Origin of the sequence: Pullulanibacillus sp. KACC 23026, assembly GCF_029094525.1 — a bacterium.
GTDB lineage: Bacteria > Bacillota > Bacilli > Bacillales > Sporolactobacillaceae > KACC-23026.
The window spans coordinates 1674114-1687138 of record NZ_CP119107.1 but is presented as its reverse complement, the minus strand read 5'-3'; the positions used below and the strand labels follow the sequence as shown (position 1 = coordinate 1687138).

Sequence of the window (13025 nt, the reverse complement as noted above, 5' to 3'; positions counted from 1 at the left end):
GAGGCTCGCCTTACTCTTGTGGTTAGCCTCTATCTTTTTATTTTTCAAGTTCAATGGAAAGAGGCTTGACAACGATTTTTGTTCCATCAACATCCGTCACCAGAACCTCTATCCCCGATTGCACCCATTCTCCGTTTGTCATTGCACTGTATCTTTCCCCATCTATCTCTATGGTTCCGACCGGACGAAGCACACTGACGGTTAAGCCTGTTTTTCCGATCAGCAGCTTAGTCTCTTCGTTCAACGAATTATACCCTGCCTCACTTGTCGATTGATCAAAAAGAGCTAAGCGCCTCCAAAACGTTCTTGCAGGCATGGTTTTAATAAGTAGTAACGAGAGAAAGAGTCCTACCCAAAAGGCTACACTCACACCAATCCCATATGGAAGGCTGGGGCTTGCGACTGCCAATGCCAGCATGATGCTGACTAAGCCGATAATCGCAACCGTCCCGTTTGTAATAAGCACGCCATCAAGGACAACAAAGATAACCCCGACTGCCATCACCGCAATTAACCAATAACTTGAATGGTCCGTTAATTGACTATAAAGATATAAAATGTAAAGCACAAATCCAATCAACCCAAAGAGGCCTTTTGCTTTGACCAGACACTCTCCTGCCAGCAAAAAAGTGGCAATTCCAATCACACAAAAGCCAAATAAAGGATCCTGAAACAACGCCAAACTGATCCCCTCCTTTTCACTAAATATTGCTTACTACTATATACGATAAAAAATGAGATACGTTTCACCTCATTTTCAAAAATAATCGGCATAACGAACGGGCTTCAAGCATAGATATGAAACAACAGTAGAAAATTTGCTAACTAATTTTAACTTTATATAAACCATTACAAGCGCTAATAGCCCTCTCGAAGGAGTCGTTTCAATGAAGAAGTGGTTGCTTATAATCGTTCTAGCGGTTATCGGTTGGACAAGCTTTTCCGACCTCACACACGGGACACTGCCTCTAATAAAACCCATGACGTCACCGCTGTCTGACGCCTCTTCTAGTCAGACAACCCAAACAACGCCCGCCCCCTCTTCTAGCACTGTAACAACTAAAACAGTTGAGCCCGGAGATACGGTGCTTTCGATTGAAGAACAATTAAACGGGGAAAAAACATTATCCATCACTCAAGTTTTAAAGGATTTTAAGGACTTAAATCCGTCTGTCGATCCCAATCACATTCAAATTGGGAAAGCTTATAAATTCAAGCTTTACAAGTAATTTTTTGTGACGTATTAGACAAAACACTTGCGGCGTGTAGGCAGATGCTCTATCATGAAGATGATTGTTAGTGTACCTTACTATAATGAATCTCGATAACTACTTTCTAATCACTGTTTCTTGGTGACTGGAAATTTAAAGGAGCGATTGGGGAATGCCTGAGATCACCCATCGAACAAAAACACGCCAAGTCAAAGTAGGCAACCTTACCATTGGCGGTTCCAATGAACTTGTCATTCAAAGTATGACAACGACCAAAACGCATGACGTTGAAGCAACGGTTGCTGAAATATTACGATTGGAAGAAGCTGGCTGTCAGGTGGTGCGTGTCGCTTGTCCAGACATGCGTGCAGCTGAAGCGATTCCGGAAATAAAAAAACGCATCCATATTCCACTTGTTGTGGATATTCATTTTAATTACAAGCTTGCTTTAAAAGCGATTGAAGGCGGCGCCGATAAAATCCGTATTAACCCTGGTAACATCGGCGGCCGAGATAAAGTCGAAGCAGTTGTCAAAGCTTGTAAGGAAAAAGGCATTCCGATCCGAATCGGTGTCAATGCTGGTTCTCTTGAACGTCATATCCTTGAGAAATACGGCTATCCTACTGCGGATGGGATGGTTGAAAGTGCCTTGCATCATATTAAGATTTTAGAGGATCTTGATTTTCATGACATTATTGTCTCTTTAAAGGCATCTGATGTAAATTTAGCCATTGAAGCCTATAAGAAAGCCTCCATGGCCTTTGATTATCCACTTCATCTTGGGATTACGGAATCGGGAACTAAGTTTTCTGGCTCCATTAAGAGTGCAGCTGGTTTGGGTGTCTTGTTATACGAAGGCATTGGCAATACCCTTCGCATCTCACTCTCAACCGATCCTGTAGAAGAAGTTAAAGTCGCTCGTGAGCTTCTTAAAACATTTGGTCTTGCTTCTAACGCAGCTACCCTTATTTCTTGTCCAACATGCGGGCGGATTCAATTTAACCTTTTTAATGTGGTGGATGAAATCGAGGAATATCTGCAACAAATCAAAGCACCGATTAAAGTCGCTGTATTAGGGTGTGCGGTAAATGGCCCTGGTGAAGCTCGTGAAGCGGATATCGGAATTGCCGGCGGAAAAGGCGAAGGGCTTCTCTTCAAACACGGCGAAATTATCCGTAAAGTCCCAGAGGACCAACTCGTTAGCGAATTGAAGAAAGAAGTCGATTTGCTCGCACAAGAATATGCTGAAAAAGAAGCAAAAGAAACCATTAAGAACTAAGAAAAAGGCTAGTCCAATTCTCGGACTAGCCTTTTTTACTTTATAAGAATGGGTAAGCCACTAGTCTTAAGATAATCACAGCAGCTCCTATTCCTATAGCCCATGCACCAAGACCGCGGGCTCCCTGCGCTCTTGCAATAAAGCCCACAATAATCCCGGCAATCCCCATCACTATAGGGAGAAAGAAGAGACCAATAATGGAGAGGGCTAAGGCTAACCAACCTAACCCTGTACTTGTCGCATCATCGGCTTCAATATCCCGCCTCGTGATAAGATCTGGGTCAACGGCTTCAGCCGCATATTCTTCGTTGTAATCATCTGAAGTGCCTCGATCTTCAAAGACATCTTCATAATACTCTTGGTCGCGATCATCAACCTTATTATCTGAGACCTCTTGTTTTCCAAAGACATCCTCATAATACTTTTGATCGCGGTCATCCACTTTATTTTCTAGATCCTTATCAGCCATTTGTGATTCCTCACTTTCTGTCGAAGGATCATTATTAGTTTACCTTCTTGCCCAGAAAATAAAGATGCAAATATTTCCTAATCAGTCACACAATAAAAGGATACCCATACACTAAAAAAGACATATGTTTCAATGAGCTAGTACATGAAAAGGCTTGAAGAATGACTTAAATTGAAGGAGCGATTGAGATGAATCCTTTATTAAAAACAGTCGTCAACTATAAATTAAAGACGATGAATCCACGTGAACTCCTTGAATTTGCCAAAAAATACGATATTGAAATGACGCGTGTTCAAGCACGCCAAGTGGTCTTATTACTTAGAAAAGATTCCTTTGATTTATTTAATGAAGATAAGCGCTTAGCTATTTTAAATACCATTGCCGAAAAAATTGACCCTGCCCTCTCAGAATCCATGGATCGCCTCTTTCAACGGTTTGTTAAGAGTCAAAGTAAAAAATAATTGGAGGGAATTTTTCGGTTCGTCACGGCCGGTTTGGCGGAGAATTTCCGGTTGGCTGTTAAAGAGGCACTTTTTGATATGGAGATAAGCGGAGAATTTCCGCTTAACGACTAAAGAGGCAGATTCTGAAACAGATATAAGCGGAGAATTTCCGGTTAACAACTCTCGATCCGTTAAATCCCAAAGGTTTTGGATCCATTAAACGGAAAAACTACCCTTATTTTTAAGAAAATAGGGTTATTTCCCCATTTAAGCGGAATTTTTTCGTTTATTTTTCAAACACGAGTCACCACCACCAGTCTAGACTCTAAAGTTTCCTACAACGGAAAAAAGCATCCAATTAAATGGATGCCCTTTTCTTTTTAAAATTGAATTTCGGTGGAGTAAGTAATCCGGCGCCTTTTTCGCAAAAAAAACTCTCCATCAAGCAAGAGAAAATGGCCGTCATTCTTATTGTTCTTTGATTTTCTCTAAAAGTTGAGGGTCAAAGGTCTTCTCTTTGAGCATGTTGATTTCAAATTTATAAGGAGGCAGCTTATTATTTTTGTCTTCTCCAACAAACGGAGTTTCTAGGATTTTGGGAATGTTGGCGAAAACAGGGTGATGGACTATATTATTTAGGGCATCAAACCCAATATGCCCAAATCCAATATTTTCATGACGGTCTTTGCGCGCGCCTCTTGGATTTTTACTGTCATTGACATGAACCACTTTAATTCGGTCGAGGCCAATAATACGGTCAAATTCTTCAAGAACGTCATCAAATCGATTAACGATATCATAGCCCGCATCATGCGTGTGACAGGTATCAAAACAGATCGACAATTTATCATTATGGGTAACCCCTTCAATGATCGTTGCCAGCTGTTCAAATTCATAGCCGCATTCTGACCCTTTACCTGCCATCGTTTCCAGCGCAATCTGGACCTTGTCCTCTTGGGTGAGCACTTCATTCAGGCCCTCAATAATCTTGTTAAGACCTTTTTCCACGCCTTCCCCCACATGCGCACCCGGGTGGAGCACAATTTGACGGGCACCAATAGCTTCAGTGCGGTCAATTTCTTTTCTAAGAAATTCGACGCCAATTTGGAATGTTTCGGGCTTTGTTGTATTCCCGATATTGATAATATAGGGAGCATGGACAACAATATCCTCAATCCCATTTTCAAGCATATGCTGTCTGCCTGCTTCAATATTTAATTTTTCTATGGATTTACGTCGTGTATTTTGAGGTGCCCCTGTATAAACCATAAAGGTCGTTTCACCATAAGAGACGGCTTCCTCACTTGCGGCAAGCAGCATTTTATCACCGCTCATTGACACGTGTGAACCAATTTTCAACACCATTCGACATCCCTCTTTTCTCCTTCTATTTTACCACACTCCATTTCCTGAAAGTAAGTCTGCTGGATAACAAATAATAGGCGAGCTATCGCAAATAAATGCTGTCTTTTTAACACATGGTCTTATTCGTACGCATAAGATACAACATCTCGAGGCTTTGGTAGATAACGCCCATTTTGACGAGCCTTTTCAAGCTTGTTGGTAGTTTGTCACGAAAAGAATGACGGCTGAATATACCCGTTCAGCTTCTATAAGATTCGCGGGATAACGTTTACCAGAGAAAGGAGTGAATCCCAATGTTTCCATTTTCACAACCCTCTCAGGGAGCTGCTGGAATGGCTCAGGGAGCATTTAATGGCCCAGGTATGGCACAAGGAATGGGCAATGGTTTCATGAACGCACCCGGTGGTTTTGGAGGAATGCAAGGTATGCCTGGAGGTTTTCCGAACATCGGTGGATTTCCCCCAGGTGGAATGCCCCCAGCCGGAATAGGCGGGAATTTTCCCGGTGCTGGCGGTTTGGGCGGAAATGTCGCCGGCGGCAATGGCGGAGGTGGCGGAATCAGCCGACTCTTAAGCGGCTTGTTCAACCGTGGAGGTAATGCAGGAGCCTCTTCAGTTGGTAATTCCATGAATGGGATGGGGTTTCCAGGAATGCCCGGAGGTAACGGCTTCATGGGTATGGGAGCGTCTAACATGATGGGTGCTGGAGGTAACGGGTTTGGCGGCTTGGCATCTGGTACAGCCTCTAACTCTGGAGGTGGATTATTAAGTTCCCTTTCTTCTCTTACATCTGGCAATGGTGGAGGGATTATGGGGACCATTCAAAATGTACAAAAGGTCGTCCAATTTGGCCAACAAGTGATGCCGATGGTCCAGCAAGTAGCACCTATGGTCAAGAACTTGCCTAATTTAATTAATATGGCAAAAGCCTTTACTGCTCTAGGGGCTGCGGAAGAAGCAGAAGCAGCTGAAGAAGAAGCAACAGAGGAAAATGCATCTGATAATAAAGTTGAAATTGAAGATACCGAAGAGGATGAAAAAGAGACGACAACCCGTTCGTCCAAAAAAAGCAACTCTTCCCAGAAGGTTTCACGGGAGGCGGCGAAGAAATCAAAACCAGCCTCGTCCACTCGCACTCAAGCAGGAAAAGAAAAAGCAACACAATCCAAATCTCGACCCGCTAATAGAACTCTCAAAGAAACCCGTAAGCAAACGTCTAAACCCTCTTTATATGTCTAAATTGAACTTAAGCTTGTGATCAGAAACTCTTAAGCCTAACTCTTTCATTGTCTTACAGTGAGGTCTTCTTTATAATAGGTTAAGGAATAGGAAATTAAAAGGAGGCCCATTATGGAAGTCATTAAAGTTTCACCCCGCGGTTATTGTTACGGTGTCGTGGATGCTATGGTCGTCGCTCGAAAAGCCGCGATGAATCCAGACTTGCCTCGGCCGATTTATATATTAGGCATGTTAGTGCATAACCACCATGTCACAGAGGCTTTTAAAGAGGAAGGTGTGATCACATTAGACGGCGCTTCAAGGCACGAGCTCATTAAGAGTGTCGACCATGGAACCGTCATCTACACAGCTCACGGTGTCTCACCTGAAATAAGAAGGATTGCAGAGGAAAAAGGGCTGACAACCATCGATGCAACCTGTCCAGATGTTACCAAAACACATGATTTAATTCGTGAAAAGGAACAACACGGCTATCATGTTATTTATATAGGCAAAAAAGGGCATCCCGAGCCTGAAGGAGCCATGGGTGTTGCACCCGGACGTGTCCATCTTGTTGAAACGCACGAGGACGTGGATGCTCTTGAATTAGCCAATGAAAAACTCGTGATCACGAACCAAACCACCATGTCACAATGGGACGTTCGGGAAATCATGAATCATGTAAAAGAAAAATATCCACATGCTGAAATCCATAATGAAATTTGTTTGGCGACCCAAACTCGGCAAGAAGCCGTTGCTGAGCAGGCCAAAGATTGTGACTTGACCATTGTGGTCGGTGACCCGAGAAGCAACAATTCAAACCGTTTGGCGCAAGTATCAGAGGAAATTGCAGGTACACGAGCACATCGCATCGCTGACTTATCCGAATTAAATATTGAATGGTTAAAAGGTGTCCGCAAAGTAGCTGTAACGTCCGGAGCATCCACCCCTACTCAATTGACCAAGGATGTCGTCCTATTTCTCGATCAATATAACCCTAATAATCCAGATACATGGGTGATCCCGTCACAAGTCAAACAAAATATTTTACCCAAAATTAAAGTCAAAACGTCTTAATCAGCTACTCTCTATACAGGACAAGCACCTAACCCCCCTGAACATTCAAGTAACGGATTTACTTGTGAGATGCAAAACTCATCATCACCTTAAATCACCCTACTATTCACAATAAAAATGACAGAAAGAAAAAGGCTAGTAAACGTCAAAACAACCGAATCCTTTGAGATTCGGTTGTTTTATTTTCATAAAATGCAATCGATTACCTCTTTCATTAAATGGCTAAAGCAAACTTTCTAAATAAGCGGAGAAATTCCGCTTATTTAGAAAGCGACATTGAAAATAGCTAAAATAGACGGAATAATTCCGTCTATTGACTCAAAAAACATGAAAATGGGTCATTTCTTTTTGTTTAAACGGAAAAACTCCGCTTATTCACGACGAACTGAACGCTACTTTGGTTGATAACGGAAAAATCTCCGCTTATTTCAACGATCACAGGTGACTCTAAAATTTATTGTTAACCATGACAGTCCGGTTTTTACTTTAAGAACCATTTTTTCACAAAGTCTTCGATAATTCAACCCTTATTTTTACATATATATCCAAATGGCTTGGTAATTACCCTACCTTTCACTTGCTCAATCACCAGTTAATTCACACACCTCCAATAATTATTTCCACCCATGTAAATTAAACTGTGATTTGATCGGTGATTTACGGATGAAAGGGTCAATAAATATTGATATTACAATAAAAATCGCGCGGTGAATGACTATGTGAAACCCGTGCGATTTACCTTGATAGTTAATTGTTTGCACCTCTGAAGTGAACCCGTTAACATTCAAGGGGGGCTTTCTTATTTCTTTGAACTTTTAAAGAAACTGAAACGGGTTGGTGGGTGCTTCTGATATCAAAATCTCTGTCTCATACTGGCCATTCTTAATGAATGGCGTTAATAGATCTTTGACGCCTTGCTTCATGATACTCTCAACATGATGACCCACATCGATCACAGACAGTTTGTCTAAAATAGCATCATGAGCGGTATGGTAATAAAGATCCCCTGTTATAAAGCAATCCGCTCCCTTGGCAGAAGCTTCGTGAATATAATGATTACCATCCCCGCCAAGCACGGCAACGGTCTTAATTTCCCTTGATAAATCCCCTACAACCCGAACTCCCTCCAACTTAAAAAGTGCCTTTAAATGTTGGGCTAATGCTTTGAGAGTCATGGGGGTATTAAGGGCACCCACTCGGCCTAAACCCAATACCTTCCCTTGATTTTTCAACTCATATTGATCATAAGCTACTTCTTCATAGGGATGTGCAGCAAGCATCGCCTCCTTAACTTGCTGCCACTGCCCTTCTGGAACGATTGTTTCGATTCGAACTTCTTCAACGCGTTCCAACTCCCCTATTCTCCCAATATACGGCATCGCGCCTTCCCCTGGTCGAAAGGTTCCAACTCCAGCGGCGTTAAATGTACAGTGGCTATAGTTGCCAATAAACCCAGCCCCTGCTTCTCCTATTGCTTCTCGTACTCTTGTTTCATGGGTTTTTGGAACAAACACAACCAGCTTATAAAGCGGCTCAGTATAGGTAGGAGATAGTACCTGCACATCCTGCAGCTTTAAAGCATCTGCCAGCCAATCATTTAACCCGCCTTCCGCAATATCAAGGTTCGTATGGGCAACGTATACGGTTATGTTGTGCTGAATACACTTCGCTACAATTTTGCTTTGCCCCTGATCGGTTCTCATGGTTTTAAGAGGACGATAGATCACCGGGTGATGGGCAATGATAAGATCAACTTGTTTTTGGATCGCTTCATCGACCACATTTTCTAGAACATCTAACGTCACCATCACTCGGCTGACCGGTTTATTCAAGGTTCCGATTTGCAAACCGATTCGGTCGCCTTCAACAGCTAGAGACTTCGGTACATGCTGTTCAAAATAATGAATAAGCGCTTGTCCGTCCAGCACCGTCATTGTAATGCCTCCTCAATCCGCTTAATATGTTTTTTTATTTCAGCCAATCTTTCTTTCCTATCCATTGAATCATCTACATTTTCTTGAATCCCGCGATAAATCCCCTCCCATTTTTCTAATTCACGAGACCATTTTTTTATAAAGGTCGCGGATTGTTCGACTCTCAAAAACGGACCAAATAGAAGATCCTCTTGGCTATAGTCAAACCGGTCTTTTGACTTCGACACTTTCATGGCTTCATAAATATGACCATCTTCTTCCAAAATAGCTTCTTTATCGATTTTCCATTGATTCATATAAAGCCAATCTCGAAGCGCCTCTTCCCCGTTGTTTGGCTGAAGAATAAGGGTTTGATCATCAGAAAGACGTGATTTTCCCTCTTCTAGAATGTTCCGAATGAGGGCACCACCCATTCCTGCGACAACAATGGTATCCACCTCATGCTTTTCGATCACTTCTAAACCGTTCCCTTTCCTTACTTCTATGTATGTTGACAAATTAAGTCCTTGTACTGTTTCTCTTGCGGATTCATACGGCCCCTGATTCACCTCTCCAGCAATAGCCTTTACAATTCTTCCGGTTTGAAAAGCGTAAACGGGCAAATAGGCATGGTCCGACCCAATATCCGCAAGTTTTGAGCCCACTGGAATCCAACGGGCAAGTAATGATAAACGCATTGACACTTTAATAGGATTCATTCTGTTCCTCTATTCTCTTTAAGATACACAATTAAGCCACTATTATCATAGCGCAGTTGCTTTTAGACATGCAAATCACATCTGAAAACACTGATTTCCTCAATTTAAAATCCTGAAAAAATGAAAAGAGACCACACTATAAGTGTCATCTCTTTTATGTTTGACTTATTTCATTTATTTCTTCTTCGATAACCATGTAGCGACGGCTTCAGCATCTTTTCCTTGAATGACATTCGCAGGCATCGCACCGCCACCATTTTTAATTTGGGTTAATATTTGATCTTTGCTTAACTTAGATCCAATTTTTTGCAAGTTCGGACCAATCCCACCTTGAAGTTGATCGCCATGACAAGAGGAACAATTTTGTTGGAAGATTTTATCAGGTGTTTGCGCCTGAGATTGAGAAGTGCTGCTTCCACCATTAGCACGCTCTCTCGCTGTGTTTCCGCCCCACACTCCTATCACCAGCATGAGAACGATTCCAATTACAGCGATAAACGCAAACGGAATAAGTGGATTTCGTTTCAACCTATTATGCCTCCTTATGTAGAAATGTCTTATTCACATTTTCAGAAACAATAAACAATCATTAAAGTCCACTTTTATTTTACTTTAAAATTAAGTGTCTGAAAAGAGAAAAAATAAGATTTGCTATTCTTTTAAAAATGATAGAAGGGGTATTAGTCCTTCTGTAACGGCAAAAAGAGCCTTATTCAGGCTCTCACTTCCCCTTACTTGGTGGGCTTATTAGACCTCAACATCCTATTTCTCTTGAAATCACCAGCCGTTGTACCTCTGAGGTTCCTTCGCCGATCTCAAGCAATTTGGCATCTCTCATAAATCGTTCGACTTCATATTCTCTCATGTACCCGTTTCCCCCATGGAGTTGAATGGCTTCGCGACAGACTTCCATACTTATCTCTGAAGCATAAAGCTTCGCCATCGCTGCTTCCTTCGAGAAACGTTTTCCCTGGTCCTTAAGCCAAGCGGCTTTATAAACCATTAACCGGGCAAATTCTATTTTCATCGCCATATCCGCAAGCTTAAATTGATTGACTTGAAAGCTTGAAATAGACTGACCAAACTGAGTTCTCTTCTTGGCATAACTCAGAGCTTTATCATAGGCCCCTTGTGCGATCCCGATGGCCATTGCCCCTATCCCAATTCGCCCTCCATCAAGGGTCACTAGAAACTGTTTAAACCCTTCTCCGCGTCTTCCTAATACATTTTCTTTTGGAACTTTGACCTCTTCCAAATAAAGCTCTGTCGTATTTGAAGCGTGTAATCCCATTTTTTCATAGGGTTCTGTGATACGAAACCCTTGAGAATGAGTTGGGACGATAATCGCTGTAATTTCTTTCTTACCTTCTTTCTTTCCCGTTACCGCAGTAACAGGGACAAAGTTTGCATAAGAAGCATTTGTAATAAAGCATTTATTGCCTGTAATCACCCAGTGGTCCCCTTCATCGATGGCCTTCGTCTCTGTCCCCCCTGCATCTGATCCAGCTCCCGGTTCAGTTAGACCAAAAGCGCCTAAGCTTTCACCAGAGCAAACGGCCGTCAAATAACGTTCCTTTTGGTCAGGGGTTCCAAATAAGTGCAAAGGCGCTCCACCAAGCGATACGTGTGCCGAATAAGTGATACCGGTTGACGCACAAACACGGCTAAGTTCTTCTGTTGCGATCGCAAAGCTGATGGTGTCGGCCCCTGCCCCGCCATACTCCTCAGGAAAAGGAAGCCCCAATATCCCGAGATCCCCTAACTTTTTCATCACCTCTTTCGGAAAAGTGCCCAACCGGTCTCTTTCAATCGCTCCAGGGGCCACCTCTTCATCCGCAAATTCACGCATCAATTTTTTTAACATGGCCTGTTCTTCCGTTAAATCGAAATGCAAATGGATTCCCTCCTAACGCTCTATTGTATACGCTTACACATTATTATAAATGATTAAAGTAAAGGCTTTCAATCCTTTAAAACCTTTCGACAAGTTTCACGCAGATAAATGCCGTCAATACAGATAGTTGGGGATCGCATCTTTTTTCACAAGCTTTCTTTCGACATCACTCAATACTTTAGGGCGTTTGCAAATCGTTTAAAAAGTCAGTAAAATAGAAATAACTTCTTACCTGCATCAGTCATAAAAAAAAGCAAAGAAAAAAGTTTACTTCATAAAGAAGTAAACTTAATTAAACATACTTATTCTAGAAAATCTTTTAGTTGTTTACTGCGGCTTGGGTGTCTTAATTTCCGGAGGGCCTTAGCTTCAATTTGACGAATTCGCTCACGTGTCACGCCAAATACTTTGCCTACTTCTTCCAATGTACGGGTGCGTCCGTCATCGAGACCAAAACGAAGGCGAAGAACGTTTTCTTCACGGTCTGTTAGCGTATCTAAGACATCCTCTAATTGTTCTTTAAGCAATTCATAGGCAGCGGCATCTTGAGGGGCCTGAGCATCTTGATCTTCAATAAAATCACCTAAATGGGAATCGTCTTCTTCACCGATAGGCGTTTCTAATGAAACAGGTTCCTGTGCGATTTTCAAGATTTCTCGGACTTTATCAGATGGGAGCTCCATCTCTTTGCCGATTTCCTCTGGTGTTGGTTCGCGCCCGAGGTCTTGAAGCATTTGACGCTGTACACGAATCAGTTTATTAATGGTTTCCACCATGTGGACCGGGATCCGAATCGTACGTGCCTGGTCCGCAATGGCGCGTGTAATCGCCTGACGAATCCACCATGTGGCGTACGTACTGAACTTGTATCCTTTTCGGTAATCAAACTTCTCAACGGCTTTGATTAGTCCCATATTTCCTTCTTGGATCAAGTCTAGGAAGAGCATGCCTCGTCCGACATAGCGTTTGGCAATGCTGACCACAAGCCGTAAATTAGCTTCTGCTAATCGGCGTTTAGCTTCTTCATCGCCTTCTTCAATGCGCTGTGCAAGTGAAATCTCATCTTCTGCAGAAAGAAGATCCACTCGGCCTATTTCTTTTAAGTACATTCTAACTGGGTCATTGATTTTAACCCCTGGTGGTACGCTTAAATCATTAAGATCAAACTCTTCGTCTTTTTCCTCAGTTGATTCCTCGACTTCTTCTCCAGCATCTTCAAGAACATCGATGCCTTGTTCTCCAAGAAAGTCGTAGAACTCATCCATTTGCTCCGAGTCTTGATCAAATGGCGCAAGGCGCTCAGCAATTTCGCTGTAGGATAATACCCCTCGTTTTTTTCCTAATTCAACCAATTTTTCTTTCATTTGGTCAAGTGTCACTTCAGGGTCTATCTTTGGCTTGCTCTGTTTCTCAGCCATTTGATCCCCTCCTTCCAAAG

At 42.4% G+C, this 13025-nt stretch carries 13 protein-coding genes; 5 read left to right on the top strand and 8 right to left on the bottom strand.

What is annotated here, in order from left to right; genetic code table 11:
• Nucleotides 1–37 precede the first annotated feature (37 nt).
• Complete coding sequence (locus PU629_RS07805) at nt 38–682, bottom strand: NfeD family protein (RefSeq protein ID WP_275283717.1); 645 nt, start codon at nt 680–682, stop codon at nt 38–40.
• A 205-nt stretch (nt 683–887) separates the two neighbouring features.
• On the opposite strand from PU629_RS07805, the gene PU629_RS07800 reads away from it, so the two are divergent.
• Both PU629_RS07800 and ispG read left to right on the top strand, forming a co-directional pair.
• Entirely contained in the window at nt 888–1229 is a 342-nt protein-coding gene (locus PU629_RS07800) for a type IV pilus assembly protein FimV (protein ID WP_275283716.1), read from the top strand.
• A gap of 154 nt (nt 1230–1383) precedes the next feature.
• Complete coding sequence (gene ispG, locus PU629_RS07795; protein WP_275283715.1) at nt 1384–2490, top strand: flavodoxin-dependent (E)-4-hydroxy-3-methylbut-2-enyl-diphosphate synthase; 1107 nt, start codon at nt 1384–1386, stop codon at nt 2488–2490.
• A gap of 40 nt (nt 2491–2530) precedes the next feature.
• On the opposite strand, the gene PU629_RS07790 is transcribed toward ispG, so the two are convergent.
• On the bottom strand, nt 2531–2959 hold the full coding sequence (locus PU629_RS07790; protein WP_275283714.1) for a DUF4190 domain-containing protein: 429 nt from the start codon (nt 2957–2959) through the stop codon (nt 2531–2533).
• Between the two features lie 188 nt (nt 2960–3147).
• Between PU629_RS07790 and PU629_RS07785 the strand changes: the two genes are divergently transcribed.
• A complete protein-coding gene (locus PU629_RS07785) occupies nt 3148–3420 on the top strand; it encodes a DUF2624 family protein (protein ID WP_275283713.1) in 273 nt (90 codons plus the stop codon).
• A gap of 450 nt (nt 3421–3870) precedes the next feature.
• Here the strand turns inward: PU629_RS07785 and PU629_RS07780 are convergent, their stop codons facing one another.
• On the bottom strand, nt 3871–4764 hold the full coding sequence (locus tag PU629_RS07780; protein ID WP_275284380.1) for a deoxyribonuclease IV: 894 nt from the start codon (nt 4762–4764) through the stop codon (nt 3871–3873).
• A gap of 296 nt (nt 4765–5060) precedes the next feature.
• Here PU629_RS07780 and vrrA point away from each other — a divergent pair, with 296 nt between their 5' ends.
• Together vrrA and PU629_RS07770 are read left to right on the top strand one after the other, a co-directional pair.
• Nucleotides 5061–6005: a VrrA/YqfQ family protein gene (gene vrrA, locus PU629_RS07775; RefSeq protein ID WP_275283712.1), complete on the top strand. Its 945-nt coding sequence runs from the start codon at nt 5061–5063 to the stop codon at nt 6003–6005.
• A 111-nt stretch (nt 6006–6116) separates the two neighbouring features.
• On the top strand, nt 6117–7061 hold the full coding sequence (locus tag PU629_RS07770; protein WP_275283711.1) for a 4-hydroxy-3-methylbut-2-enyl diphosphate reductase: 945 nt from the start codon (nt 6117–6119) through the stop codon (nt 7059–7061).
• Nucleotides 7062–7876: 815 nt separating this feature from the next.
• Here PU629_RS07770 and PU629_RS07765 read toward each other — a convergent pair.
• From PU629_RS07765 to rpoD, 5 genes are all read right to left on the bottom strand, one after another.
• Entirely contained in the window at nt 7877–8995 is a 1119-nt protein-coding gene (locus PU629_RS07765) for a Nif3-like dinuclear metal center hexameric protein (protein ID WP_275283710.1), read from the bottom strand.
• A complete protein-coding gene (locus tag PU629_RS07760) occupies nt 8992–9693 on the bottom strand; it encodes a tRNA (adenine(22)-N(1))-methyltransferase (RefSeq protein ID WP_275283709.1) in 702 nt (233 codons plus the stop codon). Before PU629_RS07760 ends, PU629_RS07765 begins: the two co-directional genes overlap by 4 nt.
• A gap of 174 nt (nt 9694–9867) precedes the next feature.
• Nucleotides 9868–10221, bottom strand: coding sequence for a cytochrome c550 (gene cccA, locus PU629_RS07755; RefSeq protein ID WP_275283708.1), 354 nt, complete (start codon nt 10219–10221; stop codon nt 9868–9870).
• A 226-nt stretch (nt 10222–10447) separates the two neighbouring features.
• A complete protein-coding gene (locus tag PU629_RS07750; protein ID WP_275283707.1) occupies nt 10448–11587 on the bottom strand; it encodes an acyl-CoA dehydrogenase family protein in 1140 nt (379 codons plus the stop codon).
• A gap of 302 nt (nt 11588–11889) precedes the next feature.
• Complete coding sequence (gene rpoD / locus PU629_RS07745) at nt 11890–13005, bottom strand: RNA polymerase sigma factor RpoD (protein ID WP_275283706.1); 1116 nt, start codon at nt 13003–13005, stop codon at nt 11890–11892.
• Between the last annotated feature and the right edge of the window lie 20 nt (nt 13006–13025).

What these genes read in the sequence shown, in the direction of transcription:
- PU629_RS07800 (WP_275283716.1), top strand. Translation starts at nt 888, where the DNA reads ATGAAGAAGTGGTTGCTTATAATCGTTCTAGCGGTTATCGGTTGGACA.
- ispG (WP_275283715.1), top strand. Translation starts at nt 1,384, where the DNA reads ATGCCTGAGATCACCCATCGAACAAAAACACGCCAAGTCAAAGTAGGC.
- PU629_RS07790 (WP_275283714.1), bottom strand. Translation starts at nt 2,959, where the DNA reads ATGGCTGATAAGGATCTAGAAAATAAAGTGGATGACCGCGATCAAAAG.
- PU629_RS07785 (WP_275283713.1), top strand. Translation starts at nt 3,148, where the DNA reads ATGAATCCTTTATTAAAAACAGTCGTCAACTATAAATTAAAGACGATG.
- vrrA (WP_275283712.1), top strand. Translation starts at nt 5,061, where the DNA reads ATGTTTCCATTTTCACAACCCTCTCAGGGAGCTGCTGGAATGGCTCAG.
- PU629_RS07770 (WP_275283711.1), top strand. Translation starts at nt 6,117, where the DNA reads ATGGAAGTCATTAAAGTTTCACCCCGCGGTTATTGTTACGGTGTCGTG.
- PU629_RS07765 (WP_275283710.1), bottom strand. Translation starts at nt 8,995, where the DNA reads ATGACGGTGCTGGACGGACAAGCGCTTATTCATTATTTTGAACAGCAT.
- PU629_RS07760 (WP_275283709.1), bottom strand. Translation starts at nt 9,693, where the DNA reads ATGAATCCTATTAAAGTGTCAATGCGTTTATCATTACTTGCCCGTTGG.
- rpoD (WP_275283706.1), bottom strand. Translation starts at nt 13,005, where the DNA reads ATGGCTGAGAAACAGAGCAAGCCAAAGATAGACCCTGAAGTGACACTT.